General features: G+C 57.9%; 22 protein-coding genes. 11 read left to right on the forward strand and 11 right to left on the reverse strand.

Annotated features, from left to right (window positions below; genetic code table 11):
* Positions 1 to 49: 49 nt before the first annotated feature.
* Positions 50 to 2440, reverse strand: a complete 2391-nt coding sequence (locus tag ABLU80_RS09585; RefSeq protein ID WP_042893894.1) for a glucose/quinate/shikimate family membrane-bound PQQ-dependent dehydrogenase — start codon at positions 2438 to 2440, stop codon at positions 50 to 52.
* 202 nt (positions 2441 to 2642) lie between these two features.
* On the opposite strand from ABLU80_RS09585, the gene hpt reads away from it, so the two are divergent.
* On the forward strand, positions 2643 to 3179 hold the full coding sequence (hpt, locus tag ABLU80_RS09590; RefSeq protein WP_015368206.1) for a hypoxanthine phosphoribosyltransferase: 537 nt from the start codon (positions 2643 to 2645) through the stop codon (positions 3177 to 3179).
* A 57-nt stretch (positions 3180 to 3236) separates the two neighbouring features.
* Here the strand turns inward: hpt and can are convergent, their stop codons facing one another.
* On the reverse strand, positions 3237 to 3899 hold the full coding sequence (can, locus tag ABLU80_RS09595) for a carbonate dehydratase (RefSeq protein ID WP_015368205.1): 663 nt from the start codon (positions 3897 to 3899) through the stop codon (positions 3237 to 3239).
* Between the two features lie 230 nt (positions 3900 to 4129).
* Between can and ABLU80_RS09600 the strand changes: the two genes are divergently transcribed.
* The 4 genes from ABLU80_RS09600 to ABLU80_RS09615 all read left to right on the forward strand — a co-directional run bounded on the left by ABLU80_RS09600 (position 4130) and on the right by ABLU80_RS09615 (position 7697).
* Positions 4130 to 5056 carry an ABC transporter ATP-binding protein gene (locus ABLU80_RS09600; protein WP_015368204.1) on the forward strand — a complete coding sequence of 309 codons (927 nt, stop codon included), beginning with the start codon at positions 4130 to 4132 and terminating at the stop codon, positions 5054 to 5056.
* Positions 5053 to 5823, forward strand: coding sequence for an ABC transporter permease (locus ABLU80_RS09605; protein ID WP_015368203.1), 771 nt, complete (start codon positions 5053 to 5055; stop codon positions 5821 to 5823). Before ABLU80_RS09600 ends, ABLU80_RS09605 begins: the two co-directional genes overlap by 4 nt.
* 123 nt (positions 5824 to 5946) lie before the next feature.
* Positions 5947 to 6387 (forward strand): PTS sugar transporter subunit IIA, encoded by a 441-nt coding sequence (locus ABLU80_RS09610; RefSeq protein ID WP_015368202.1) that lies wholly within the window; start codon positions 5947 to 5949, stop codon positions 6385 to 6387.
* Positions 6388 to 6443: 56 nt separating this feature from the next.
* A complete protein-coding gene (locus ABLU80_RS09615) occupies positions 6444 to 7697 on the forward strand; it encodes a polysaccharide deacetylase family protein (RefSeq protein ID WP_015368201.1) in 1254 nt (417 codons plus the stop codon).
* 34 nt (positions 7698 to 7731) lie between these two features.
* Here the strand turns inward: ABLU80_RS09615 and panD are convergent, their stop codons facing one another.
* From panD to thpR, 9 genes are all read right to left on the reverse strand, one after another.
* Entirely contained in the window at positions 7732 to 8112 is a 381-nt protein-coding gene (gene panD / locus ABLU80_RS09620) for an aspartate 1-decarboxylase (RefSeq protein WP_015368200.1), read from the reverse strand.
* A gap of 80 nt (positions 8113 to 8192) precedes the next feature.
* Positions 8193 to 9047 carry a pantoate--beta-alanine ligase gene (panC, locus tag ABLU80_RS09625; protein WP_015368199.1) on the reverse strand — a complete coding sequence of 285 codons (855 nt, stop codon included), beginning with the start codon at positions 9045 to 9047 and terminating at the stop codon, positions 8193 to 8195.
* 11 nt (positions 9048 to 9058) lie between these two features.
* Positions 9059 to 9850, reverse strand: a complete 792-nt coding sequence (gene panB / locus ABLU80_RS09630) for a 3-methyl-2-oxobutanoate hydroxymethyltransferase (RefSeq protein WP_015368198.1) — start codon at positions 9848 to 9850, stop codon at positions 9059 to 9061.
* A 120-nt stretch (positions 9851 to 9970) separates the two neighbouring features.
* On the reverse strand, positions 9971 to 10450 hold the full coding sequence (gene folK / locus ABLU80_RS09635; RefSeq protein WP_348849931.1) for a 2-amino-4-hydroxy-6-hydroxymethyldihydropteridine diphosphokinase: 480 nt from the start codon (positions 10448 to 10450) through the stop codon (positions 9971 to 9973).
* Positions 10447 to 11844, reverse strand: coding sequence for a polynucleotide adenylyltransferase PcnB (gene pcnB / locus ABLU80_RS09640; RefSeq protein ID WP_260842139.1), 1398 nt, complete (start codon positions 11842 to 11844; stop codon positions 10447 to 10449). Before pcnB ends, folK begins: the two co-directional genes overlap by 4 nt.
* Positions 11845 to 11963: 119 nt before the next feature.
* Positions 11964 to 12845 carry a tRNA glutamyl-Q(34) synthetase GluQRS gene (gene gluQRS / locus ABLU80_RS09645; RefSeq protein WP_230250352.1) on the reverse strand — a complete coding sequence of 294 codons (882 nt, stop codon included), beginning with the start codon at positions 12843 to 12845 and terminating at the stop codon, positions 11964 to 11966.
* 60 nt (positions 12846 to 12905) lie between these two features.
* On the reverse strand, positions 12906 to 13361 hold the full coding sequence (gene dksA / locus ABLU80_RS09650; RefSeq protein ID WP_007373199.1) for an RNA polymerase-binding protein DksA: 456 nt from the start codon (positions 13359 to 13361) through the stop codon (positions 12906 to 12908).
* Positions 13362 to 13524: 163 nt separating this feature from the next.
* Positions 13525 to 14241 carry a DNA/RNA nuclease SfsA gene (sfsA, locus tag ABLU80_RS09655; protein ID WP_015368194.1) on the reverse strand — a complete coding sequence of 239 codons (717 nt, stop codon included), beginning with the start codon at positions 14239 to 14241 and terminating at the stop codon, positions 13525 to 13527.
* Complete coding sequence (thpR, locus tag ABLU80_RS09660) at positions 14241 to 14777, reverse strand: RNA 2',3'-cyclic phosphodiesterase (RefSeq protein WP_348849932.1); 537 nt, start codon at positions 14775 to 14777, stop codon at positions 14241 to 14243. Before thpR ends, sfsA begins: the two co-directional genes overlap by 1 nt.
* 72 nt (positions 14778 to 14849) lie before the next feature.
* On the opposite strand from thpR, the gene hrpB reads away from it, so the two are divergent.
* The 6 genes from hrpB (at position 14850) to fhuB (ending at position 26367) form a co-directional block, all read left to right on the forward strand.
* Positions 14850 to 17279 (forward strand): ATP-dependent helicase HrpB, encoded by a 2430-nt coding sequence (gene hrpB / locus ABLU80_RS09665; RefSeq protein ID WP_348849933.1) that lies wholly within the window; start codon positions 14850 to 14852, stop codon positions 17277 to 17279.
* A 370-nt stretch (positions 17280 to 17649) separates the two neighbouring features.
* Entirely contained in the window at positions 17650 to 20202 is a 2553-nt protein-coding gene (gene mrcB / locus ABLU80_RS09670) for a bifunctional glycosyl transferase/transpeptidase (RefSeq protein ID WP_015368189.1), read from the forward strand.
* Between the two features lie 242 nt (positions 20203 to 20444).
* On the forward strand, positions 20445 to 22655 hold the full coding sequence (fhuA, locus tag ABLU80_RS09675; RefSeq protein WP_087867526.1) for a ferrichrome porin FhuA: 2211 nt from the start codon (positions 20445 to 20447) through the stop codon (positions 22653 to 22655).
* Between the two features lie 45 nt (positions 22656 to 22700).
* On the forward strand, positions 22701 to 23498 hold the full coding sequence (gene fhuC, locus ABLU80_RS09680; RefSeq protein ID WP_348849934.1) for a Fe3+-hydroxamate ABC transporter ATP-binding protein FhuC: 798 nt from the start codon (positions 22701 to 22703) through the stop codon (positions 23496 to 23498).
* Complete coding sequence (fhuD, locus tag ABLU80_RS09685) at positions 23498 to 24388, forward strand: Fe(3+)-hydroxamate ABC transporter substrate-binding protein FhuD (protein ID WP_348849935.1); 891 nt, start codon at positions 23498 to 23500, stop codon at positions 24386 to 24388. Before fhuC ends, fhuD begins: the two co-directional genes overlap by 1 nt.
* Positions 24385 to 26367 carry a Fe(3+)-hydroxamate ABC transporter permease FhuB gene (gene fhuB, locus ABLU80_RS09690; RefSeq protein WP_032709908.1) on the forward strand — a complete coding sequence of 661 codons (1983 nt, stop codon included), beginning with the start codon at positions 24385 to 24387 and terminating at the stop codon, positions 26365 to 26367. Before fhuD ends, fhuB begins: the two co-directional genes overlap by 4 nt.
* Positions 26368 to 26470 lie beyond the last annotated feature (103 nt).

Genomic DNA, 26470 nt, shown 5'->3' on the forward strand with positions numbered 1-26470 from the left:
GGGGAGGGGGCAAACAAAAAAACGGCAACTTTCGTTGCCGTTTTGCGTTTTATTTCGCGTCATCCGGTAACGCATAGGCAACGATGTAGTCGCCCATTTTAGTACCGAACGAGCCATGACCGCCGGCAGAGATGACAACGTACTGCTTGCCATTCACTTCATAGGTCATCGGCGTCGCCTGGCCACCTGCAGGCAGACGCGCCTGCCACAGTTTTTCACCATTACTCATGTTGTAAGCGCGCAGGTAGTTATCGGCGGTGGCGGCGATAAACAGCACGTTACCGGCGGTTGAGATCGGTCCGCCCAGCATCGGCATACCCATATTGAATGGCAGTGGAACAGGCAGCGGGAACGGCAGACTATCCTGCGGCGTACCGATGCGTTTTTTCCACACCACTTCGTTGGTCTTCAGATCCAGCGCCGAGATATAACCCCATGCCGGTTGTTTACACGGCAGGCCAAACGGCGACAGGAACGGGTTCAGCGTGACGCCGAACGGGACGCCATACTGCGGCTGAACGCCGGACTCGGTACCAGAGCCTTTCGCGTCTTTTGGCGGTTCCATCGGGTTGCCCGGACCGCGTGGGATCAGTTTAGAGACGAACGGCAGCGCCATCGGGTTGGCGATAGCCACCTGACGGTTTGGATCGACGGAGATACCGCCCCATTCAAACATCCCCAGGTTCCCCGGGAATACCAGCGTGCCCTGTTCAGACGGCGGAGTGAAGATACCTTCATAGCGCATCTGATGGAAGATAACGCGGCACACCAGTTGGTCAAACATGGTGGCGCCCCACATATCTGCGCCGGTCAGGTCTTTCTTCGGACGGAAGCTCAGCTCGGAGAACGGCTGGGTTTTAGCAACATAATCGCCTTTCGCCGCACCTTGCGGAACCGGTTTTTCCGGCGCCGGGACCACCAGCTCGCCATTACGGCGATCCAGCACGAAGATGTTGCCGGTTTTGGCCGGAGCGTAAATCACCGGTACGGTTTTACCGTTCACATCAATGTCGGCCAGCGTCGGCTGCGACGGCATATCCATATCCCACAGATCGTGGTGTACGGTTTGGTAGCTCCATGCCAGTTTCCCGGTGGTTGCGTTCAGCGCTACGATAGAGCTGGCGTAACGTTCCTGTTCCGGCGTGCGATTGCCGCCCCAGATATCCGGCGTGGTAACGCCCATCGGCAGATAGACTAAATCCAGCTTCGCGTCATAGGCGGCAGGCGCCCAGGAGTTAGGTGAATTGAGTGTGAAGTGATGCTCATCGCTCGGGATCGCATTAGGGTCTTTCGCACCCGGGTCGAAGGCCCACAGCAGTTTACCGGTATTCACATCAAAGCCGCGGATTACGCCTGATGGCTCGCGGGTTGAGAAGTTATCGGTTACCGCGCCGGCAATGACGATAGTCTTATCGGTGATAATCGGCGGCGACGTCGGTTCATACATACCCGGCGTGGTTACCGGCATATTGGTTTGCAGGTTGAGAATGCCTTTGTTGGCAAAGGTTTCGCACAGCTTACCGTTGTCGGCGTTCACCGCGAACAGACGGCCATCGTTGACCGGCAGAATAATACGGCGCGGGCAGTCGGCGACGACGTCGGCAGGCGCGTTATCTGCTTTGGCTTCATGATAGGAAACGCCACGGCAGGTCACGTGCTGGAACGACGGATCGGCGTTCAGCTGCGGGTCAAAATGCCACTTCTCTTTACCGGTGGCCGCGTCAAGCGCGAACAGACGCTGGTGCGCGGTACACAGATACAGCATGTCGCCAACTTTAATCGGCGTCACTTCGTTAGTGATTTCACCCGGATCGTTCGGCTGCTTCAGGTCGCCGGTGCGGAATACCCAGGCTTCCTTCAGGTTCTTCACGTTATCGGCGTTAATTTGCTTCAGCGGCGAATAACGCTGGCCTTCCTGGTTGCGGCCATAGGCCGGCCAGTCGCTATCGGCGACGGTAGAAATCGGCGCGGCCGGCGTCGCGTCAGCGCTCAGCGTACCGTTCACTTCCTGCGGGTCGTTGAAACCGGCCCAGGTCAGGATCCCGCCGCTAATCAGCAGGGCGATAACCAGACCGCCAACGGCGCCGGCGGAAGGGACCGGCAGACGACGCCAGACAAATGGCAGAATCAGCCAGATGCCGAAGAAGACCAGGATGTCGCTACGCGGCGTCAGCGCCCAGAAGTCGAAACCGACTTCCCATACCCCCCAAATCATGGTTGCCAGCAGCAGGGCGGCGTACAGCCACAGCGCAGCGCGCTTGCCGCGGAACAGCATAACGGTGACGGCCAGCATCACCAGGCCTGCGATAGGGTAGTACCAGGAACCGCCAATAGCGGCCAGCCATACCCCACCGATTAACAGATACAGACCACAGAAGGCGGCAAACAGCGCCGTCAGCGTGACAAGTAACCGTGATTGTTGAGATTTTGTTTCTGCCATAGAAAGACACTCTTCAGTTGTTAATTTTTTAACTGCAATTAATTATAGGATTTAACAACTGTGATCGGAATCACAAATATGGCTTTATTATTCACTGCACCGAAGATTTCGTTTTGCTGGTATACTGTATCGCTTGCCGGTCAACGTCGATGTGAAAGCAACGGCTTTGAAGATTTATCCTAAGAATCAAATGGTTAGTTTAATGAAACATACTGTAGAAGTGATGATCCCGGAAGCCGAGATCAAAGCGCGTATCGCCGAACTGGGTCGTCAAATTAATGAACGCTACAAAGACAGCGGCAGTGAAATGGTGCTGGTGGGTCTGCTGCGCGGTTCATTTATGTTTATGGCTGACCTGTGCCGTGAGGTTCAGGTGCCGCATGAAGTCGACTTTATGACCGCCTCCAGCTATGGCAGCGGCATGTCCACCACCCGCGATGTCAAAATCCTTAAAGACCTGGATGAAGATATTCGCGGTAAAGACGTATTGATCGTCGAAGACATCATCGATTCCGGCAACACTCTGTCTAAAGTGCGCGAAATCCTCAGCCTGCGCGAGCCGAAATCACTGGCTATCTGTACGCTGCTGGATAAACCAAGCCGTCGTGAAGTGAACGTCCCGGTGGAGTTTGTCGGTTTTGCGATTCCGGATGAGTTCGTGGTGGGCTACGGTATCGACTACGCTCAGCGCTATCGTCATCTGCCGTACGTCGGCAAAGTGATCCTGCTGGACGAGTAATTATTGTTGCGGTCCCGGATAAGGCGAGCGCTTTATCCGGGGCGGTGGGGGCGGCGGCTATTTATGGTTGGCGTGCTTGCTCTTGAGATTGGAAATCCCGTGGCGATAGCGCTGCTCGAGGGTTTCCCGGCTGACGGCGGTGACATCAAGATCGCGCAGTAGTCCGTCGTGAATACCATAAGCCCAACCGTGGATCGTCACTTTTTGTCCACGTTTCCACGCCGACTGCATGATCGTCGAGTGTCCCAGGTTGTATACCTGCTCCATCACGTTCAGTTCGCAAAGTGTATCCAGACGCCGCTCTTCCGGCATTTCACCGAGCAGCGAACTGTGTTTAAACCAGATATCGCGAATGTGTAGCAGCCAGTTATCAATAAGCCCCAATTCCGGGTTTTCGACCGCCGCCTGTACACCGCCGCAGCCGTAGTGGCCGCAGATAATAATGTGTTCGACTTCCAGCACGTCAACGGCGTATTGCACCACCGACAGACAGTTCAGGTCGGTGTGGATCACCAGATTGGCAACGTTACGGTGCACGAACAACTCACCGGGTTCCAGGCCGGTTAAGCGCTCTGCGGGGACGCGGCTATCGGAACAGCCAATCCACAGAAAACGCGGTTTCTGCGCCTGCGACAATTTCGCAAAGAAGCCGGGGTCCTCTTCCACCAGCATTTTTGACCATAGTGCATTATTGCTGATGAGTGTATCTATATCATTCATGGACGTTTACGGCCTGTAACCAAGTAAGTGCGTTGCGCTAATATAGGGTAAGCTCACCTTTTTGAAAACAATCTTTACCCGTCATACTTCATGCTGCAGGTGCGTTGGCTGCACTCGTTCACCCCAGTCACTTACTTATGTAAGCTCCTGGGGATTCGCTCATTTGCCGCCTTCCTGCAACATGAATTATTTGGGTAAATTAGATGTGAAGACACGAGAAGAGATATTTAATGACCATTGCTCTGGAATTAAAACAGCTCAAGAAAACCTATCCCGGCGGGGTTCAGGCGCTGAAAGGCATTGACCTGCAGGTTGAAGCCGGCGACTTTTATGCGCTGCTGGGCCCGAACGGCGCGGGGAAATCCACGACTATCGGCATCATTAGTTCGCTGGTCAATAAAACCTCCGGTCAGGTTAATGTATTTGGTTACGACCTGGAAAAAGATGTTGTGAACGCCAAACGCCAGCTCGGGCTGGTGCCGCAGGAGTTCAACTTCAACCCGTTCGAAACCGTACAGCAAATCGTGGTTAACCAGGCGGGTTACTACGGCGTTGAGCGTAAAGAAGCGATCTTGCGTAGCGAAAAGTATCTGAAACAGCTCGATCTGTGGGAAAAGCGCAATGAACGCGCGCGTATGCTCTCCGGCGGGATGAAGCGCCGCCTGATGATTGCCCGCGCGCTGATGCATGAGCCGAAGCTGCTCATTCTTGATGAACCCACCGCTGGCGTTGATATCGAACTACGTCGCTCGATGTGGGGGTTCCTCAAAGATCTCAACGATAAAGGCACCACCATTATCCTCACGACCCACTATCTGGAAGAAGCGGAAATGTTGTGCCGCAATATCGGCATTATCCAGAGCGGCGAGCTGGTGGAAAACACCTCAATGAAGGCGCTGCTGGCAAAGCTGAAATCGGAAACCTTTATCCTCGATCTGGCGCCGAAAAGCCCGCTGCCGACCCTCGATGGATATCAATACCGGCTGGTTGATACCTCGACGCTGGAAGTTGAAGTCCTGCGCGAGCAGGGGATTAACAGCGTTTTCGCCCAGCTAAGTGCCCAGGGCGTGCAGGTATTAAGTATGCGTAACAAGGCCAACCGTCTGGAAGAGCTGTTTGTCACGCTGGTGCACGACAAAAAAGGAGAATCAGCATGATGCAGCTTTACTGGGTCGCGCTGAAAAGCATCTGGACCAAAGAGATCCACCGGTTTATGCGTATCTGGGTTCAGACGCTGGTGCCGCCGGTGATCACCATGACCCTCTATTTCGTCATCTTTGGCAATCTGATCGGCTCACGGATCGGCGAGATGCACGGTTTTACCTACATGCAGTTTATCGTGCCTGGGCTGATTATGATGGCGGTGATCACCAACGCCTACGCCAACGTCGCCTCGTCGTTCTTCAGCGCCAAGTTTCAGCGCAACATTGAGGAGCTGCTGGTGGCGCCGGTGCCAACCCACGTGGTGATCGCCGGTTACGTCGGCGGCGGGGTGGCGCGCGGGCTGTGCGTCGGGATTCTGGTTACGGCTATCTCGCTGTTCTTCGTCCCGTTCCAGGTTCATTCCTGGCTGTTCGTCGCCCTGACGCTGATTTTGACGGCAATCCTGTTCTCGCTGGCGGGCCTGCTCAATGCGGTATTTGCGAAAACCTTCGACGACATCAGCCTGATCCCGACTTTCGTGCTGACGCCGCTGACCTATCTTGGCGGGGTGTTCTATTCGCTGACGCTGTTGCCGCCGTTCTGGCAGGCGCTGTCGCATTTGAACCCGATCGTCTACATGATTAGCGGCTTCCGTTTTGGCTTCCTCGGCATTCATGACGTCCCGCTGGCGACCACCTTTGGCGTGCTGGTGGTGTTTATCGTGGCCTTCTATATTCTGTGCTGGTATCTGATCCAGCGCGGGCGCGGCCTGCGTAGCTAATCCTCTCTGTTAGCGCCCCCGCTAATTTCACTGTGGCGGGGCGCTAAGCGGTAATTTTTGATACCCATCACCCCATCTCAACGCTTGCCCTGCTAAATTGTTTGCCTGCTAAGGAGGTAGGCGATGTTAGGTTGGGTAATTACCTGTCATGATGAGCTGGCGCAGGAGATGCTGGATCGTCTGGAGAAAAAGTTTGGCCCGCTGGCGCAATGCCGGGCGGTGAATTACTGGCGTAATCTGAGCGTCAATATGCTGAGCCGCATGATGTGCGACGCGCTGCATGCCACAGACTGCGGCGATGGGGTGATTTTTCTCACCGATAAAACCGGTGCCGCGCCGTATCGCGCCGCCGCGCTGATGAGTCACAAACATACCCACTGTGAAGTGATTTCCGGCATTCGCTATCCATTGCTGGAGGAAATGTATTTACAGCGCTATACCCTCAGTAGTGACGCCTTCCGTAATGCTATCGTTAGCGCCGGAGGTCCGACGGTAAGCAGCCTATGGCATCAGCAGCAAAAGAACCCGCCTTTTCGTCTCCTGCATGATACGTTCGGAAATTAGGCATTAGCATTGATGCCGCTTTTGTTACAATGGCGGCATTCAGGTTTACCGGTTCGATGCGCATGTTTGCCCGAGTCATTACATTGTTCCTTTTTCTGGCATCTGCCAGCGTTTCCGCCAGTCTGCTCAGCCAGCAGGGCGTTCCCGCACGCTATATGCAAGTCACGGAAGATGCCGATATCTGGGCGCAGGTCGGCAACCATGTGGTGAGCGTCGGCAACGTTCGCGCCGGGCAGATCCTTGCCGTGGTGCCGACCACGGCAGACTATTATGAATTCAATTTCGGCTTCGGTACCGGTTTTATTGATAAAGGACATCTGGGGGCGGTGCAGGGCGCAAAACGGGTTGAGGATAGCCTGGGCGATTTACGCCAGCCATTGAGCAACCAGAACCTGCTGACCTGGAAAGATACGCCGGTATACGATGCGCCATCAGTGGGCAGTCCGCCGTTTGGTACATTAGCGAATAACCTGCGCTATCCCATTATCAGCAAGCTGAAAGATCGCCTTAATCAGACCTGGTATCAGATTCGAATCGGCAACCGGCTGGCGTGGGTGAGTAGTCTGGATGCGCAGGAGGATAACGGCATTCCGCTACTGACTTATCACCATATTCTGCGTGATGAAGAAAATAGCCGTTTTCGCCATACCTCCACCACCACTTCGGTGCGCGCTTTCAGTAACCAGATGACCTGGTTGCGTGACCAGGGTTATACCACCCTGACGATGTATCAACTGGAAGGGTATCTGCGTAACAAGGTGAATCTGCCTGCGCGCTCGGTGGTGATTACCTTTGATGATGGCCTCAAGTCGGTGAATCGCTACGCTTATCCGATCCTCAAGCAGTACGGCTTCCACGCGACGGCGTTTATTATCTCGTCGCGGATCAAACGTCATCCGCAAAAGTGGGATCCGAAATCACTGCAGTTTATGAGTATCTCTGAGCTCAGGCAGATTCAGGACGTGTTTGATGTACAGTCGCATACCCATTTTCTGCACCGGGTCGATGCCGCCCGTCACCCGATATTGCTCAGCCGGAATTATCACAACATTCTCTTTGATTTCGAGCGTTCCCGGCGGGCGCTGAGTCAGTTTAATCCGCACGTGCTGTATCTTTCGTATCCGTTCGGCGGCTATAACGCCACGGCGGTCAAGGCGGCGAACGATGCCGGCTTTCATCTGGCTGTAACGACGGTGAGAGGGAAGGTGAAACCGGGGGATAATCCGTTCCTGCTGAAGCGGTTGTATATCTTACGTACCGATTCGCTGGAGACGATGTCGCGGCTTATCAGCAATCAGCCGCAAGGGTAAACCGGCGCTGCGGCTGAGCGCAGCGCCGTAAGAATCAGGCGACCTGCACCGGAATAGCTTTCGCCTGGCGCTTCATTTCGTTATCGCCTTCGAAATAGGCGACTTTCGGCTGCCAGGTGCGGGCTTCTTCGTCAGACATGGTCACGAAGCTGGCGATAATGAGGATATCGCCGACGCTTGCGCAGTGCGCCGCAGCGCCGTTGACGGAGATAATCTTCGAACCACGCTCGGCGGCGATCGCATAAGTTGAGAAACGGTTACCGTTGGTCACGTTCCACAGATGAATGGCTTCATTTTCCAGAATACCGGCCGCTTCGAGGAAATCCTGGTCAATGGCGCAGGAACCTTCGTAATGCAGGTCAGCCTGCGTGACTTTAACGCGATGGAGCTTACCCTGCAGCATATTACGCATCATAACTTCTACCTTCCAACCTTTATGTAGCAAAGCGGACACGGCATCCGCTTTGAGAAAATAACCCGATTTTTCGTTCCAGGCTACTGGCCCAGCTCGACGATTTTGTTATCAATCAGGCGCGCCTGGCCCAGCCATGCTGCCATCAGGATCACCGCGCGTTTGCTGGCTTCCGTCAGCTCCAGCAGAGTGTCGGCATCGCGGATCTGGATATCGTCGGCACGAAAACCTGATTCATTGAGCTCCTGCTCGGCGATGGCAATGATTTCCTCAAGGTTACGCTCGCCTGCGGCAAGTTTGCCCGCTACCGTACTCAGCACTTTGTACAGACCGGGGGCGATTTTACGCTGCTCGGCGGTCAGATAACCGTTACGCGAGCTCAGCGCCAGGCCGTCTTTAGCGCGGATGATCGGCACGCCGACGATCTCAATGTCGTAGCCCATATCGGCGACCATTTTGCGGATCAGCGCCAGCTGCTGGAAATCTTTCTCGCCGAAGCAGGCGACATCCGGCTGCACCAGGTTGAACAGTTTGCTGACAATGGTCGAGACGCCGCGGAAGTGGCCAGGGCGGCTGGCGCCTTCCAGCATGGTCGACAGGCCAGGAACGTCAACGAAAGTCTGTCCTTCAGTACCCTGCGGATAAATTTCCGCCGGCGCCGGAGCAAAGACAAAGTCGACCTTGCGCTTGTTCAGCTTTTCGCAATCCTCCTGCAGGGTGCGCGGATAGCGCGCCAGATCGTCCGGGCGGTCAAATTGCATCGGATTCACGAAGATACTGACCACCACGACATCCGCGCAGGCTTTGGCTTCATCGACCAGCTTCATATGGCCATCGTGCAGGTTGCCCATGGTGGGAACCAGCGCAATGCGCTTGCCTTCCTGGCGTAAACGACGGATATGCTGGCGCAGCAGCGGCAGGGTTTCAATTATCAGCACAACAAGACTCCTTAATGGAAACTATGTTCTTCGCCCGGATAGGCCCCGGATTCGACTTCGGCAATATACTGCCGTACCGCGGCGCGGATGTCGCCCGCTTCTGCGAGGAAATTCTTCGCGAATTTAGGAATGTGACCGCCGGTGATCCCGAAAGCGTCATGCATCACCAGAATTTGCCCGTCGGTCACGTTGCCTGCGCCGATGCCGATAACCGGGATCGTCAGCGCTTCGGTGATGCGTTTTGCCAGCTCTACCGGCACGCACTCCAGCACCAGCAGCTGGGCGCCGGCCGCTTCCAGGGCTAACGCGTCATCAAACAGCGCCTGCGCCGCATCGCCGCGGCCCTGAACTTTATAGCCGCCGAACACGTTCACCGACTGCGGCGTCAGGCCGAGGTGACCGCAAACCGGTACCGCGCGTTCCGCCAGCATCCTGACGGTATCAGCCAGCCAGGCGCCGCCTTCAAGTTTGACCATATTGGCGCCGGCGCGCATCACTACAGCGGCATTTTCGAAGGTTTGCTCCGGCGTGGCGTAGGCCATGAACGGCAGGTCGGCGAGCAGCAGGCTGTTCGGCGCGCCGCGGCGCACAGCACGGGTATGGTAAGCGATATCGTCAACGGTCACCGGCAGCGTGGAATCGTGTCCCTGTACCGTCATCCCCAGCGAATCGCCCACCAGCAGGACGTTAATGCCTTCGTCGGCAAAAAGCTTAGCGAAACTGTAGTCGTAGGCGGTGATAGTGGCGAAGCGCTTTTTCTCCTGTTTGCATTTCTGCAGCAGGGCAATGGTGGTCGGTTTCATAACGTTTCCTGATGATGAAAGTCATATTAACCGGCATTCTAACAGCAGCATTCAGGGGGGCAATGATTTTGGGCAACCGATTACCACTATCGCCGTAAATGCTAAAAAAGGGAGTAGGGGTTACCAGTTGGCAGGCTTTTCGGCGCCCAGATTTTCCAGCGCGGCGCGAAGGGCGAGGCCATCGGGGAAGTGGAGCTGCGGGGCGATTTCAAACAGTGGCCAGAGCATAAAACCGCGATTTTTCATATCGTAGTGCGGCACCGTCAGACGCTCGCTGTTAATGATTGCGTCGCCAAACAGCATGATGTCGAGGTCCAGCGTACGCGGCCCCCAGCGTTCGGCTTTGCGCACCCGCCCCTGCTGCAGTTCGATGCGCTGAGTGTGATCGAGCAGCGCTTCTGGCGCGAGCGGGGTTTCAAGCGCGACGGCGGCATTGAGATAGTCAGGCTGATCCTGTGGCCCCAGCGGTGGTGTACGGTACAGTGAAGATACGCTCACCACGCGGCTGTCCGGAATGTCGGCCAGCGCGCGGATAGCCGCATTCACTTGTTCGAGCGGCGAGGCGAGATTACTGCCAATGGCGATATAGACCAGGGTCATGCGTTACCCTGACGCGGCGCGCGTTTACGCGGGCGGCGATGGCGGCGGCGCGGAGCCGGATCGTCGCCGAGGTCGTTGAGCATATCTTTCTGTTCCGGCGGCGCGGCCACCTGGAACTCGCCCCACCATTTGGCCAGACGCTGCAGTTCGTGGTTGTTCTCGGCGCCTGCGCGCAGTTCAAGCAGGTCATAGGCGGCGCGGAACTTCGGATGCTCCATGAGTTTCCACGCGCGTTTGCCCTGACGGCGGGACATACGAAGCTGCAACTGCCAGATGTCGCGCACCAGGGTGGTGATGCGTTTAGGGATCGCCAGCGTCCGGCAGGCTTCATCCAGCACGTCATTCATTGCCAGCGCGAAGGCGTCGTAATAGGCCAGCCCGCTCTCCTGCGCGATTTTCTGCGCCATTTCCAGCAGCGGATACCAGAACATGACCGCGAACAGGAATGCCGGGTTAACGCGCATATCGTTATGCAGGCGGTTATCGGTGTTCTTCAGCACCTGAATGATGATGTGTTCCATCGGGCTATCGCCGCGCTCGGTGAAGTAGCGGGTGATCGTCGGGAACAGCGGCTGGAACAGGCTGTATTCGCGCAGCAGCTGGTAGGTTTCATAACCATAACCCGCCTGCAGCAGTTTCAGCACTTCTTCAAACAGACGCGCCGGCGGTACGTCGTGCAGCAGGGTAGCCAGACGTGGGATTGGCTCGGCGCTTTCGGCGCTGATGCGCATATGCAGTTTGGCGGCGAAACGAACCGCGCGCAGCATGCGCACCGGATCCTCACGGTAACGGGTTTCCGGGTCGCCAATCAGGCGTATCACCCCTTCCTGCAGATCGCGCATTCCACCAACGTAGTCGCGTACGGTGAAGTCCGCCACGCTGTAATAAAGACTATTGATGGTGAAGTCGCGACGCTGGGCATCCTCTTCGATAGAGCCGAAGATGTTATCGCGCAGCAGCATGCCGTTCTGGCCGCGCTGGGAGGTGACGCGGTCGTTGGTGTGGCCTTCGTGATGGCCGCGGAAGGTGGCGACCTCAATGATTTCCGGCCCGAACATGACGTGCGCCAGGCGGAAGCGACGGCCCACCAGGCGGCAGTTGCGGAACAGTTTACGTACCTGGTCCGGGGTCGCGCTGGTGGTGACGTCAAAATCTTTTGGTTTCTTGCCCAGCAGCAGGTCGCGAACGCCGCCGCCGACCAGGTAAGCTTCGTAGCCCGCCTTGTTCAGTCGATAGAGCACCTTGAGCGCGTTTTCACTGATATCTTTGCGGGAAATTGCATGCTGTTCACGCGGGATCACCGTCATATGCGTTTGTTCGACGGCGGCAGCCTCTGCCTCGCGCTCTTCACGGCTTAGCACCTTGCGGCAAAAATTAGCGACTCGGGTAAAAATGGTGCACCTCGTAGTGTCAGACGAACTTCGGATAAAACATTACTCTATGGGCTTCAGGTTGCATTTAAACGGCAAATTCAGGGGCAACCTGAAGGGCGACGAGCAAAAATAGCGGCTAATCATAGCTCAGCGGGAGCCATTTGAGAATGCTGGATTTTTGCTGGCTGCCAGTTGGCTATCGCTTGTTTGAGTAAATCGTCAATACTCAGGGCTTGCCAATCCTCAACGACATCCTGATTCAAAAATGTTAATGCCCGCACAATTTCCGGGCGCGGATCGCCCTCCGGCAGGGCCGGGGCGTGGTTCTGTTTTGAGAGCTTATTACCTTCGGCATTCAGCGCCAGCGGCAGGTGTACGTAATCTGGTACAGGCCAGTCAAAGTGTTGATACAGCGAAATTTGTCGTACCGTTGGCTCGATGAGATCGGCGCCGCGGACGATTTCGCTGACCCCCTGAAAATGGTCGTCAACCACTACCGCCAGGTTATAGGCGAACAGCCCATCGCGACGATGGATGATGAAATCTTCCCGCGCCAGCGGTTCGTCGGCGACGAGGGTCCCGCGCAACTGGTCATAAAATTCCAGTACCGGACGGGTCTGGCGTAGGCGCAACGCGGCGTTTTCGGCGCCAAGGCGCAAATCGCGACAGTGACCGTCGTAGATCCCGCCGACGCTGTGAATGCGCGCGCGGGTGCAGGTGCAGTAGTAGCAGAGATCCCGATCGCGCAGCCAGGCGAGGCGCTCGCGATAGGCATCGTGCCGCTGGGATTGCCACAGTACCTCGCCGTCCCAGTGCAGACCGTAGCGATCGAGCTGTCGCAAAATGGTGTCGGCGGCGCCGGGAACTTCCCGCGGCGGGTCGATATCTTCAATGCGTACGCGCCAGATACCGCCTTTCGCCCGCGCCTGTAGATAGCTGCCAAGGGCGGCGATTAATGAGCCGAAGTGGAGTTCGCCGGAAGGTGAGGGAGCAAAGCGCCCTATATAGTCTGAATCGGTCATGTTAAACACAAGGGGAATCAGGCGGGAGAAACTCCCGCCAGAGAGTGAGGTAGCTGGGAATTAACCCGCCATCTGTTTTTCGCGAATTTCCGCCAGCGTCTTGCAGTCGATGCACAGGTCAGCTGTTGGACGCGCTTCCAGACGGCGAATGCCAATCTCCACGCCACAGGATTCGCAGAAGCCGAAGTCTTCGTCTTCGACTTTTTTCAGTGTTTTCTCAATCTTCTTGATGAGTTTACGTTCGCGGTCGCGGTTACGCAGCTCCAGGCTGAACTCTTCTTCCTGCGCGGCACGGTCGACCGGGTCCGGGAAGTTAGCAGCTTCATCCTGCATATGCGTTACGGTGCGATCCACTTCATCCCTGAGTTGATTACGCCATGCTTCAAGAATGCGCTTGAAGTGCGCCAGCTGGGCTTCGTTCATATACTCTTCGCCCGGCTTCTCTTGGTACGGCTCCACCCCAGCGATGGCGAGAATACTCAGGGACGATGTTTTACGGTTTTGCCCTTCTTGCATGTTGCTTCTCCTTAACACGCACTATCGATCCCCATGTGGGGGAAAAATCAGGCCGCTATAAATAGCAGATGCTTTTCCGGATAGCAATTATCTAAACGTTACACTTGACAACGCTGTGAAGAAAAGCGTATTTGCGCTCGCGAACCGGACACAATTTAGCCTTTTAATTACCGGGGGTTAACGCCACGGCGATCGGCTTATTCAGAGTCATCATTTTGGTAGAAAGTTCCGCTTTCCAGGCGAGAATTTCTACCCCCTTTTCCTGCGCCTCTATCAACAGCTGTGCGTATTTGGCATCAATATGATGCGCGGGTGAGAAACGGTCTATCGCCGAATGCAGCACGGCGAATAAAATCACGGCCCGATGGCCCGCGGCAGCGACGCTCATGAGTTCCCGCAGGTGCTTCTGACCGCGTGCGGTAACGGCATCGGGAAAATAACCGTACTCTTTTTCCGCCAACGTAACCGATTTCACTTCAATATAGCAGTTACGGCGGTCTTCTGCCTGTAACATAAGGTCGATTCGGCTATTTTCTTCACCATATTTTACTTCGCTTTTCAGAATGTTATACCCGGCAAGCTCAGGGATATTTCCGGCGAGTACCGCTTCCTTCGCCAGGGTATTTGCCCGCAAGGTGTTAACGCATATGACGGCCCCCTGCCGGGTTTCAGTTAATTCCCAGGTATGCGCATATTTACGTTTAGGATTATCGGAAGTGGAATACCAGACGGTATCTCCCGGCGCGGCGCAGCCGGTCATGGCGCCGGTATTCGGGCAGTGCAGCGTCAGCGCCTGGCCCTCCGGCGTGATGACATCGGCCAGAAACCGTTTGTAACGTTTAATTAAAGTGGCGGACTGCAAAGGCGGAGTGAACAGCATCAGAGTTCCCTGGTAAATGGATAACGTTCCAGCGCGTTGTAGCGGGTGCGCCCGCGGATAAAGCTGGACTCATAAAGCACGAATTCGTTGACCGACACCTGCCAGCAAAAACCCGGCGGCGGGATCGGCACCGCGTGGCGGGCGTCGCGCAGGAGGGTGATATGCGGATGAAACGGCTGCGGGCTTTGATAGCAGCCGCTCCGCGCCGCCTGGGCACGCAGCATATTTGCCAGTTGCAGCATGCCGCGCGGCGGCTGGCGGGTACCGAGCCAGACTACGCGCGAACGCAGCCACTGGCCGGCGTCGTCGAGCGTCAGGGTAAAGGGCGGTTGCTGAATGCGTCCGGCCATCGCCGACAGCGCGCGCTGTTTTTCAGCGCTGACGTCGCCGAGAAACGCCAGCGTCAGATGCAGGTTATCGGCGGCGACCGGCCTTCCGGCATCGTCGGCAAAATGGGCGGCGCGCCAGTGAATAATCTGTTTCTGTATCGCTTTCGGCAGTTCAAGAGCGAAAAACAGCCGTTTCGGCTCGGACATGATAGAGACTCGGTAATGAATTACGGGGATGCTACAATGCTTGCCCTCGAATGTTAACCTCCGGAGCCCTTCGTGTCCTCATTGCCGGTTGCCGCAATTCTTCCCGAACTTCTTTCCGCCCTGCAGCAGGCGCCGCAGGTGTTGCTTAATGCGCCTACCGGCGCGGGTAAATCAACCTGGCTGCCGTTACAGATCCTCGCCGACGGCAACATTGATGGCCGGATTATACTGCTGGAGCCGCGGCGGCTGGCGGCACGTAACGTCGCTCAGCGTCTGGCGGAGCTACTGGGAGAAAAACCGGGAGAAACGATAGGCTACCGGATGCGCGCTGAAAGCTGCGTAGGGCCAAATACCCGCCTGGAAGTGGTTACTGAAGGGATCTTAACCCGTACTTTGCAGCACGATCCGGAACTTTCCGGCGTGGGGCTAGTGATCCTCGATGAATTTCATGAACGTAGCTTGCAGGCGGATTTGGCGCTGGCGTTGTTGCTGGACGTCCAGCAGGGGCTGCGTGACGATCTCAAGTTGCTGATCATGTCGGCGACGTTGGATAACGATCGTCTGCAGCGTCTGTTGCCGGAGGCGCCGGTGGTGGTTTCCGAAGGGCGCGCGTTCCCGGTTGAACGTCGCTTTGCGCCGCTGGCGAGCCATCAGCGTTTTGCCGAAGCGGTAGCGATAGCCGCCGCGGATCTGCTGCGTGAGGAACAGGGCTCGATGCTGTTATTCCTGCCCGGCGTTGGCGAAATTCAGCGCGTACAGGAACAATTAAGCGAGCGTGTGGCCAGCGATGTGCTGTTATGCCCGCTGTACGGCGCGCTGCCGCTGAGCGAACAGCGCAAAGCGATTCTCCCGGCGCCCGCCGGGATGCGCAAAGTGGTGCTGGCGACCAATATCGCTGAAACCAGTTTGACGATCGAAGGCATTCGCCTGGTGGTCGACAGCGCTCAGGAGCGGGTCGCGCGCTTCGATCCGCGCACCGGCCTGACCCGGCTAATCACCCAGCGGATAAGCCAGGCGTCAATGACCCAGCGCGCCGGTCGCGCCGGGCGTCTGGAGCCGGGGATCTGCCTGCATCTGCTGGCGAAAGAGCAGGCGGAGCGCGCGGCGGCGCAGAGCGATCCGGAAATTCTGCAAAGCGATCTATCGGCTCTGCTGCTGGAGTTGCTGCAGTGGGGCTGCCGCGATCCGGCCGAGCTTCGCTGGCTGGACCTACCGCCGGCGATCAATCTGGCGGCGGCGCGGCGTCTGTTGACGGCGCTATCGGCGCTGGAGGGCGAACGCCTTTCGGCTCACGGGCGCCAAATGGCGGCGCTGGGTAACGACCCGCGTCTGGCGGCCATGCTGACGGCGGCCGATTCCGCGGATGACGCGGCGACGGCGGCGAAACTGGCGGCTATTCTTGAGGAGCCGCCGCGCGGCGGCAGCAGCGATTTAGGCGCCGCGTTTGCGCGCCAGCAGGGCAACTGGCAGCAGCGGACGCAGCAGTTATTGAAGCGGCTGGCCAGCCGCGGCGGTCAGCCAGACGCTGCGCGGATGGCGGCGTTGCTGGCCCCAGCGTTTGCCGACCGGATCGCCCGTCGACGCGGCCAGGAAGGGCGCTATCAGTTGGCTAACGGCATGGGGGCGATGCTGGATGCCGATGACGCGCTCGGTCGTCACGAATGGCTAATTGCGCCGCTGCTACTACAGGGCAGTTCGGCGCCCGATGCGCGAATTTTGCTGGCGCTGCCGCTGGATATTGACCAACTGGTGGCGCAGCGTCCTGAGCTGATACAACGCTCCGATACCGTGGAGTGGGATGAAGCGCAGGGGACGCTAAAAGCCTGGCGGCGTAGCTGCATTGGCCAGCTGGTGATAAAAACTCAGCCGTTGGCGAAACCGTCGGAAGCGGAGCTGCATCAGGCAATGCTCAACGGTATTCGCGATAAGGGGCTCGGGGTATTGAACTGGACGCCGGAGGCTGAACAACTGCGCCTGCGGCTGTACTGCGCCGCGCAGTGGCTGCCGGAAGCGGACTGGCCCGCCGTTGATGACGCATCGCTGTTAGCTTCGCTGGAGGCGTGGCTGTTGCCGCAGATGACCGGGGTGCATTCGCTTCGGGCGCTCAAGGCGGTAGACCTGCGGCAGGCGCTGCAAAACTGGCTGCCGTGGACGTTACGCCAGAAGCTGGATAGCGAGCTGCCGACCCATTACACGGTGCCGACCGGCAGCCGTATCGCTATTCGTTATCATGAAGATAACCCGCCGGCGCTGGCGGTACGGATGCAGGAGATGTTCGGCGAGGCGGCGACGCCGCGCATTGCCGAAGGACGGGTTCCCCTGGTGCTGGAGTTACTCTCGCCGGCGCAGCGACCATTACAAATTACCCGGGATTTAAGCGCCTTCTGGCAGGGGGCATACCGCGAGGTGCAAAAAGAGATGAAAGGGCGCTATCCGAAACATGTCTGGCCGGATGACCCGGCGAATACCGCGCCGACCCGGCGGACGAAAAAATACTCCTGAGGCGCCGCGCCCTTGCTGTGGGCGTGGTTCCGAAAATCGCTGGCCGCAGTCACGCGGCGCAACATTTATGTTATTAAAAAACATCATATTTTACCGTTTATCGCGTTTTACGGTTGTAAAATGCTGGTTAAGAATGGCGCGGATTAGTGCTATTCTCTGTGGCCTGGACAATTCGTGCTATGTCCGGAGATATTCTTCAGCTTAAACAGATAATTATATGATTTGTTTAATGAATTATTCTTCGAAGATGATATGAAAGACGTCGGCCGCGGCAGCGCGGCGGGTGTGAAATTGAGAGATATCTTCTTCCTCCTGTAGGGGGAAGTATTGAGAATCAGGCCTTTACGCCTGAAAGTTGCGGAGAAAAAGCATGGCGGGAGATGACCGCGAGCCTATCGGACGTAAAGGGAGACCTTCACGCCCGGCAAAACAAAAAGTCACCCGTCGCCGGGTCCGGGAAGAGGACTACGACGATGATTACGATGACGATTATGAGGATGAACGACCAATGCCGAAGAAAGGAAAGGGCAAAGGCAATAAGCCTCGTCGTAAGCGCAGCTGGCTGTGGCTGCTGGTTAAGCTGGGGATTGTCTTTGCGGTAATTATTGCCGCCTATGGCGTCTACCTCGACCAGAAAATTCGCAGCCGTATTGACGGTAAAGTCTGGGAACTGCCGGCGGCAGTGTATGGCCGGATGGTCAACCTTGAGCCGGATATGCAGATCAGCAAAAACGAGATGGTGCGCCTGCTTAATGCGACCCAGTACCGTCAGGTCAGCGCAATGACGCGCCCTGGCGAATACACCGTACAGGCTAACAGCATCGAAATGATCCGCCGTCCGTTCGATTTCCCGGATAGCAAAGAGGGGCAGGTGCGCGCGCGTCTGACCTTCGATGGCGATCATCTGGATACCATCGAGAATATGGATAACAACCGTCAGTTCGGTTTCTTCCGTCTCGACCCGCGCCTGATCACCATGCTGCAGTCGGCGAACGGCGAGCAGCGCCTGTTCGTGAAGCGCAGTGGTTTCCCGGATCTGCTGGTGGATACGCTGCTGGCGACCGAAGACCGCCACTTCTATGAGCATGACGGCATCAGCCTGTACTCAATGGGCCGCGCGGTGCTGGCGAACCTGACAGCGGGGCGTACGGTGCAGGGGGCGAGTACCCTGACTCAGCAGCTGGTGAAGAACCTGTTCCTGTCCAGCGAGCGTTCCTACTGGCGTAAGGCCAACGAAGCCTATATGGCGCTGATTGTTGACGCCCGTTACAGCAAGGATCGTATCCTTGAGCTGTATATGAACGAGGTGTACCTCGGTCAGAGCGGCGATAATGAAATCCGTGGCTTCCCGCTGGCGAGCCTGTACTACTTTGGCCGTCCGGTAGAAGAGCTGAGCCTCGATCAGCAGGCGCTGCTGGTCGGGATGGTCAAAGGGGCGTCAATCTATAATCCGTGGCGTAACCCGAAACTGGCGCTGGAGCGGCGTAACCTGGTGCTGCGTCTGCTGCAGCAGCAGAATATTATCGACCAGGAGCTGTACGATATGCTGAGCGCGCGTCCGCTGGGCGTGCAGCCGCGCGGCGGAGTGATTTCACCGCAGCCGGCGTTCATGCAGATGGTGCGCCAGGAACTGCAGGCGAAACTGGGCGATAAAGTGAAAGATCTCTCCGGCGTGAAGATCTTTACCACCTTTGACCCGGTGGCTCAGGATGCGGCGGAAAAAGCGGCCATTGAAGGGATCCCGGTGCTGAAGAAACAGCGTAAGCTGCCGGATCTGGAAACCGCCATGGTGGTGGTCGATCGCTTTACCGGTGAAGTCCGGGCGATGGTCGGCGGCGCGGAGCCGCAATTTGCCGGCTACAACCGCGCGATGCAGGCGCGTCGTTCGATTGGTTCATTGGCAAAACCGGCCACTTATCTGACCGCGCTGAGCCAGCCGAACCAGTATCGCCTGAATACGTGGATTGCCGATGCGCCGGTGACGATTCGCTTGTCGAACGGCCAGACCTGGTCGCCGCAGAACGACGATCGCCGCTTTAGCGGTCAGGTGATGCTGGTGGATGCCCTGACCCGTTCGATGAACGTGCCGACGGTTAACCTCGGGATGTCGCTGGGGCTGCCGGCGATCACCGATACCTGGCAGAAGCTGGGCGTGCCGAAAGACCAGTTGAATGCGGTTCCCGCGATGATCCTCGGCGCCCTTAACCTGACGCCAATCGAAGTGGCGCAGGCATTCCAGACCATCGCCAGCGGCGGTAACCGCGCGACGCTGTCGGCGCTGCGTTCCGTGATTGCTGAAGATGGTACGGTGCTGTACCAGAGCTACCCGCAGGCGGAACGCGCCGTTCCGGCGCAGGCGGCCTATATGACCCTGTGGACCATGCAGCAGGTGGTGCAGCGCGGTACCGGCCGTCAGCTTGGCGCCAAATATCCTGGCCTGCATCTGGCGGGTAAAACCGGGACCACCAACAACAACGTGGATACCTGGTTTGCCGGTATCGATGGCAGCCAGGTGACGATTACCTGGGTTGGCCGCGATAACAACCAGCCGACCAAGCTGTACGGGGCCAGCGGCGCGATGTCGATTTATCAGCGCTACCTGGCTAACCAGACCCCGACGCCGCTGGCGCTGACGCCGCCGGAAGACGTGGTGGATATGGGCGTGGACAGCAATGGTTACTTCCAGTGCAGCGGCGGTATGCGTACGCTGCCGGTATGGACCACCTCGCCGGATGCGCTGTGCCGTCAGGGCGAAGCCCTGCAGCAACAGCAGCAGCAACAACAGGAAGCCAATAACCCGTTCAACCAGTCCGGCCAGCAGCAGCCTGCTAACCAACCGCAGCAGCAACAGCAGCAACCTGCGAAGCAGGAGAAGAGCGATGGCGTTGCCGGTTGGATTAAAGATATGTTTGGCGGCAACTAAAACCGTTTAAGCCGAACGTCTGAATAGCCCCTTAATACGAAGGTATTAGGGGGCTTTTTTATTGCAGGCATCTGCGTAACACCGTGATAACTCCTTAATAACCGTCTGGTTATTTATTAATCCCTTGGCGCTTCCTGCCCGGCATAGCGCTTGCCTTAGATTCCGCGTTTCGCCTATTATGTCACCCGTCATAATAATAATTCTCGTTTACGTTATCATTCACTTTCATCAGAGATATACCAATGGCGCGTCTTAAAACTGCTCAGCCAAATCACTCGCTGCGTAAAATCGCAGTCGTAGTAGCCACGGCGGTTAGCGGCATGTCTGTTTATGCGCAGGCTGCGGAACAACCGAAAGAAGAAACCCTCGTCGTTACCGCGGCGCCCGCCAGCCAGGAAAGCGCCTGGGGGCCGGCCCCGACTATCGCGGCGAAGCGTTCCGCCACGGCGACCAAAACCGATACTCCCATTGAAAAAACGCCGCAGTCTATCTCCGTGGTCACCCGCGAAGAGATGGACATGAAGCAGCCGACAACGGTCAAAGAAGCGCTCTCTTACACGCCGAGCGTTTTCTCCACTCGCGGTAGCTCGACCACCTATGATGTGGTCACCATTCGTGGGTTCACCACCTCCAGCACGGTGAACACCAACCAGTATCTGGATGGCATGAAGCTGCAGGGTAACAACTACTCTGAAGTCTCGATGGATCCGTATTTCCTGGAACGCGTGGAAGTGATGCGCGGGCCAACCTCGGTGCTGTACGGCAACAGCAACCCGGGCGGTATCGTTAGCATGGTCAGCAAGCGTCCGACCACCGAGCCGCTGAAAGAAGTCCAGTTTAAGATGGGCACCGATAACCTGTGGCAAACCGGTTTCGACTTCAGCGACGCCATTGATGATGACGGCGTGTGGTCATACCGCCTGACCGGATTAGGCCGCAGCCAGGATGCGCAGCAGCAGATGGCGAAATCGACCCGTTACGCCATCGCTCCGTCCTTCAGCTGGCGTCCGGATGATAAAACCGATTTCACCTTCCTGAGCAACTTCCAGAATGACCCGGATGCGGGTTACTACGGCTGGCTGCCGCGCGAAGGCACCGTGGTGCCGTATTACGATGCCAACGGTAAGGCCCACAAGCTGCCGACCGATTTCAACGAAGGCGAGTCCGATAACAAGATGGCGCGTCGCCAGCAGATGGTTGGCTATAGTTTCTCCCACCAGTTCGATGACACCTTTACCGTGCGTCAGAACCTGCGCTATGCCGACGTGCATACGCTGTATCGTTCGGTCTACGGCAATGGTTACCAGGAGCCGGGGAAAATCAATCGTGCCTACGTGCGTTCCGATGAGCACCTGAATACCTTTACCGTCGATACGCAACTGCAGTCTGATTTCGCCACCGGCGCGGTGAATCACACCCTGCTGACCGGCGTGGACTACTCGCGGATGCGTAACGACGTTGACGCAGACTACGGTACGGCCGATGCCATTAGCATGACCAATCCGCAGTACGGCAATCCGAACGTGAACGTCAACTTCCCGTATGCGGTCCTTAACCGTATGGAGCAGACGGGCCTGTACGCGCAGGATCAGATGGAGTGGGATAAATGGGTGATGACCTTAGGCGGTCGTTACGATTACGCCACCACGTCTACCTTCACCCGTTCCACCAGCAGCATGGCGGAGAATCACGACCAGCAGTTCAGCTGGCGCGGCGGTATCAACTATCTATTCGATAACGGCATCTCCCCGTACTTCAGCTACAGCGAATCGTTCGAACCGGTATCGGGTTCCAATAGCACCGGCAAGCCGTTCGATCCGTCGCGCGGAAAGCAATATGAAGCCGGCGTGAAGTATGTGCCGAAAGATATGCCGGTGGTGGTGACCGCGGCGGTCTATCAGCTGACTAAAGATAAGAACCTGACGGCAGACCCGAACGATCCGACCGGACTGTTCAGTGTACAAACCGGTGAAATCCGCTCCCGCGGCTTTGAGCTGGAGGCGAAAGCGGCGGTCAATGCCAATATCAACCTGACTGCGGCTTACAGCTATACCGATGCCGAATACACTCACGACACCGTCTTCGAAGGCAAGCGTCCGGCGGAAGTGCCGCGTAACATGGCGTCACTGTGGGCGGATTACACCTTCCACGAAACCGCGCTTAGCGGGCTGACGATTGGCGCGGGCGCGCGTTATATCGGTTCGACGGTCAGCTACTACAAAAATGACACCAGCACCGGTAAGAAAAATGATTCCTTCAATGTGGCCGGTTATGCGCTGATGGATGCGACGGTGAAATACGATCTGGCGCGCTTTGGTCTGCCGGGGTCTTCGGTCGGCGTCAACGTCAACAACCTGTTTGACCGCGAATATGTCTCCAGTTGCTATAGCGAGTACGCATGCTACTGGGGAGCGGAACGTCAGGTTGTTGCTACCGCAACCTTCCGCTTCTAACTACTCACGGGCGCGGTTCGCCGCGCCCAATATCAGGTTGTTGCTATGCAGGAACAGACTCCGCACTCTGAAACGACGTTTGCGTTAAATCGCGTGACCTTTCGCGTGCCTGGCCGCACGCTGCTTCATCCCCTTTCGTTGACCTTCCCGGCAGGAAAAGTCACTGGCCTGATAGGCCATAACGGTTCCGGCAAATCCACGTTACTGAAAATGCTTGGCCGTCATCAGCCGCCTTCCGGGGGCGATGTGCTGCTGGACGGCCAGCCGCTGGACAGCTGGAGCAGCAAGGCGTTTGCCCGCAAAGTGGCCTATCTGCCGCAGCAGCTGCCGGCGGCGGAAGGGATGACGGTGCGCGAACTGGTGGCGATTGGCCGCTATCCGTGGCACGGCGCGCTGGGGCGCTTCGGCGCGGCGGATCGCGAAAAAGTAGAAGAAGCCATTGCGCTGGTGGGGCTGAAACCGCTGGCGCATCGGCTGGTGGACAGTCTTTCCGGCGGCGAACGCCAGCGCGCGTGGATCGCCATGCTGGTGGCGCAGGATAGCCGCTGTTTGCTGCTCGATGAACCGACGTCGGCGCTGGATATCGCCCATCAGGTCGATGTGCTGGCGCTGGTGCATCGTCTCAGCCAGCAGCGTGGCCTGACGGTGATCGCGGTCCTGCACGATATTAATATGGCCGCCCGCTATTGCGATTATCTGGTCGCGCTGCGCGGCGGCGAAATGATCGCCCAGGGGACGCCCGCGGAGCTGATGCGCAGCGAAACGCTGGAGCAAATCTACGGCATCCCGATGGGGATCCTGCCGCACCCGGCGGGCGCAGCGCCGGTAAGTTTTGTCTATTGATGGAAAATTCGAACTTCTTCTCACGTCGACGCCTGTTGACGGCAATGGCGCTGTCGCCGCTGCTGTGGCAGATGCGCGGCGCGCAGGCGGCAAAAGTTGATCCGCAGCGCGTCGTCGCGCTGGAGTGGCTGCCGGCCGAACTGCTGCTGGCGCTCGGCGTTACGCCCTACGGCGTGGCCGACATTCCCAATTATAACCTGTGGGTGAATGAACCGGCGTTGCCCGCCTCGGTGATTGATGTCGGCCTGCGCACTGAACCCAATCTTGAATTACTGACGCAGATGAAACCGTCGTTTATCGTCTGGTCGGCAGGCTATGGCCCGTCGCCGGAAAAGCTGGCGCGTATCGCGCCCGGTCGCGGTTTCACCTTCAGCGACGGCAAACGGCCGCTGGCGATGGCCCAGCGTTCGCTGCAGGGAATGGCCGACCTGCTGGGTAAGCAACAGCAGGCGAAGCGCCATCTGGCGGAGTTCGACGCGTTGATGGAAAGCCTGCGTCCACGATTTGTCGACCGTGACGATCGTCCGCTGCTGATGATTTCGCTACTTGATGCTCGCCATGTACTGGTATTCGGCGAGAACTGCCTGTTCCAGGAAGTGCTCGATCGCTTTGGCATCAAAAACGCCTGGCGCGGCGAAGCGGCATTCTGGGGCAGTATCACCGTAGGCATCGATCGGCTGGCGGAATTTAAAGAAGCCGATGTTATCTGTTTCGATCATGGTAACGATCGGGAGATGGCCCAACTGATGGCGACCCCGCTGTGGCAGGCGATGCCTTTCGTGCGTGCGGGGCGTTTCCAGCGTCTTCCGGCGGTGTGGTTCTATGGCGCGACGCTGTCGGCGATGCATTTCGCCCGCGTACTGGCCGATGCGCAGGGGAGGGCAGTATGAACGCGCGTTTCTCGCCGTTAGCTATGATCCTGCTGGCCGTACTGCTGGTTGCCGCTTTCGCGCTGAGCATCGTCAACCTTCAGGTGGCTTTACCTTACGCGCAGTGGCATCAGGCGCTGTGGCAGCCGGATAGCGATAATATCGCCCAGATGCTGTTCCATTACAGCTTGCTGCCGAGGCTGGCTGTATCGTTGCTGGTCGGCGCCGGACTGGGGCTCGTTGGCGTACTGTTCCAGCAGGTGCTGCGTAACCCGCTGGCAGAGCCGACCACGCTCGGCGTCGCTACCGGCGCGCAGCTCGGAATGACGGTGACGACGCTATGGGCGATCCCCGGTGTGCTGGCGTCGCAGTTTGCCGCGCTGGCTGGCGCTTGCCTGGTCGGCGCGCTGGTGTTCGGCGTCTCGTGGGGAAAACGTCTGTCGCCGGTGACGCTGATTCTGGCCGGTCTGGTGGTGAGTCTCTATTGCGGCGCGGTCAATCAACTGATGGTGATTTTCCATCACGACCAGCTGCAAAGCATGTTCTTGTGGAGTACCGGTACGCTGACGCAGACCGACTGGAGCGTGGCGCAGCGCCTGTGGCCGCAGCTGCTTGGCGGCGCGATGTTGACGCTGCTGTTGTTACGCCCGTTAACGTTGATGGGGCTGGATGATGGCGTGGCGCGGAATCTCGGGCTGGCGCTCTCTCTGGCGCGCCTTGGCGTCTTGACCCTGGCGATAGTAATAAGCGCGCTGCTGGTCAACGCGGTCGGTATTATCGGCTTTATCGGTCTGTTCGCGCCGCTACTGGCGAAAATGCTCGGCGCCCGCCGCCTGCTATCGCGGCTGGTGCTGGCGGCGCTGCTTGGCGCGCTGATCCTGTGGCTTTCCGACCAAATTATTCTCTGGCTCAGCCGGATATGGCGAGAAGTGTCTACCGGGTCAGTCACCGCGCTGATTGGCGCGCCTTTATTGCTGTGGCTGCTGCCGCGGCTGCGTAGCATCAGCGCGCCGGTGATGAATGGCGGCGATAAAGCGTTGATTGAGCGCCGCAACGTGCAGTGGTTCGCGCTGGGCGGACTGGCGCTGATGTTGTTGGCGGTAACCGCCGCGCTGACCTTTGGCCGTGATGCGCAGGGGTGGCAATGGGCCAGCGGCGATCTGCTGGAGCAATTGATGCCCTGGCGCTGGCCGCGGGTATTCTCGGCGCTGTTCGCCGGGGTGATGCTGGCCGTCGCGGGTTGTATCATTCAACGCCTGACCGGTAACCCGATGGCCAGCCCGGAAGTACTGGGTATCAGTTCTGGCGCGGCGTTTGGCGTGGTATTGATGCTGTTCTTTGTGCCGGGCAACGCCTTTGTCTGGCTGCTGCCAGCCGGCAGTCTTGGCGCGGCGGCGACGCTGCTGGTTATCCTGGTTGCCGCCGGGCGCGGCGGATTCTCGCCGCACCGGATGCTGCTGGCGGGGATGGCGCTGAGTACCGCCTTCACCATGCTATTGATGATGCTACAGGCCAGCGGCGATCCGCGCATGGCGCAGATCCTGACGTGGATGTCCGGTTCGACCTATAGCGCGACGCCGGAGATGGTGCTGCGTAGCGGCGTGGTAATGCTGGCGCTATTGGCGCTGGCGCCGCTCTGTCGCCGCTGGCTGACCATCCTGCCGCTCGGCGGCGAGGCGGCGCGAGCGGTAGGGATGGCATTGACGCCATCGCGTATTGGGTTGCTGCTGCTGGCGGCGAGCCTGACGGCAACGGCGACGCTAACCATTGGGCCGTTAAGTTTTGTTGGCCTGATGGCGCCGCACATTGCGAGGATGATGGGCTTTCGCCGGACGATGCCGCATATGGTCATTTCCGGGCTGATTGGCGGGATGCTGCTGGTGTTCGCCGACTGGTGCGGGCGAATGATAATGTTCCCCTACCAAATCCCGGCAGGTCTATTGTCGACGTTTATCGGCGCACCGTATTTTATCTATTTGCTGAGAAAGCAGAGCCGCTAACGATCCCGATGGCCTCAACATCCCCGGTGGCGCTAGCGCTTACCGGGGCTACAGCGCTGCGCGATTTGGTAGCCCGGACAAGGCGCAATGCGCCGCCTCCGGG

Source organism: Klebsiella sp. CN_Kp104 (assembly GCF_040064515.1).
Taxonomy (GTDB): Bacteria; Pseudomonadota; Gammaproteobacteria; order Enterobacterales; family Enterobacteriaceae; genus Klebsiella; species Klebsiella aerogenes.

Excerpts from the sequence above, each read along its gene's own strand:
- ABLU80_RS09585 (WP_042893894.1), bottom strand. The coding sequence starts at position 2,440 with ATGGCAGAAACAAAATCTCAACAATCACGGTTACTTGTCACGCTGACG.
- hpt (WP_015368206.1), top strand. The coding sequence starts at position 2,643 with ATGAAACATACTGTAGAAGTGATGATCCCGGAAGCCGAGATCAAAGCG.
- can (WP_015368205.1), bottom strand. The coding sequence starts at position 3,899 with ATGAATGATATAGATACACTCATCAGCAATAATGCACTATGGTCAAAA.
- ABLU80_RS09600 (WP_015368204.1), top strand. The coding sequence starts at position 4,130 with ATGACCATTGCTCTGGAATTAAAACAGCTCAAGAAAACCTATCCCGGC.
- ABLU80_RS09605 (WP_015368203.1), top strand. The coding sequence starts at position 5,053 with ATGATGCAGCTTTACTGGGTCGCGCTGAAAAGCATCTGGACCAAAGAG.
- ABLU80_RS09610 (WP_015368202.1), top strand. The coding sequence starts at position 5,947 with ATGTTAGGTTGGGTAATTACCTGTCATGATGAGCTGGCGCAGGAGATG.
- ABLU80_RS09615 (WP_015368201.1), top strand. The coding sequence starts at position 6,444 with ATGCGCATGTTTGCCCGAGTCATTACATTGTTCCTTTTTCTGGCATCT.
- panD (WP_015368200.1), bottom strand. The coding sequence starts at position 8,112 with ATGATGCGTAATATGCTGCAGGGTAAGCTCCATCGCGTTAAAGTCACG.
- panB (WP_015368198.1), bottom strand. The coding sequence starts at position 9,850 with ATGAAACCGACCACCATTGCCCTGCTGCAGAAATGCAAACAGGAGAAA.
- folK (WP_348849931.1), bottom strand. The coding sequence starts at position 10,450 with ATGACCCTGGTCTATATCGCCATTGGCAGTAATCTCGCCTCGCCGCTC.
- gluQRS (WP_230250352.1), bottom strand. The coding sequence starts at position 12,845 with ATGACCGATTCAGACTATATAGGGCGCTTTGCTCCCTCACCTTCCGGC.
- dksA (WP_007373199.1), bottom strand. The coding sequence starts at position 13,361 with ATGCAAGAAGGGCAAAACCGTAAAACATCGTCCCTGAGTATTCTCGCC.
- sfsA (WP_015368194.1), bottom strand. The coding sequence starts at position 14,241 with ATGCTGTTCACTCCGCCTTTGCAGTCCGCCACTTTAATTAAACGTTAC.
- thpR (WP_348849932.1), bottom strand. The coding sequence starts at position 14,777 with ATGTCCGAGCCGAAACGGCTGTTTTTCGCTCTTGAACTGCCGAAAGCG.
- mrcB (WP_015368189.1), top strand. The coding sequence starts at position 17,650 with ATGGCGGGAGATGACCGCGAGCCTATCGGACGTAAAGGGAGACCTTCA.
- fhuA (WP_087867526.1), top strand. The coding sequence starts at position 20,445 with ATGGCGCGTCTTAAAACTGCTCAGCCAAATCACTCGCTGCGTAAAATC.
- fhuC (WP_348849934.1), top strand. The coding sequence starts at position 22,701 with ATGCAGGAACAGACTCCGCACTCTGAAACGACGTTTGCGTTAAATCGC.
- fhuD (WP_348849935.1), top strand. The coding sequence starts at position 23,498 with ATGGAAAATTCGAACTTCTTCTCACGTCGACGCCTGTTGACGGCAATG.
- fhuB (WP_032709908.1), top strand. The coding sequence starts at position 24,385 with ATGAACGCGCGTTTCTCGCCGTTAGCTATGATCCTGCTGGCCGTACTG.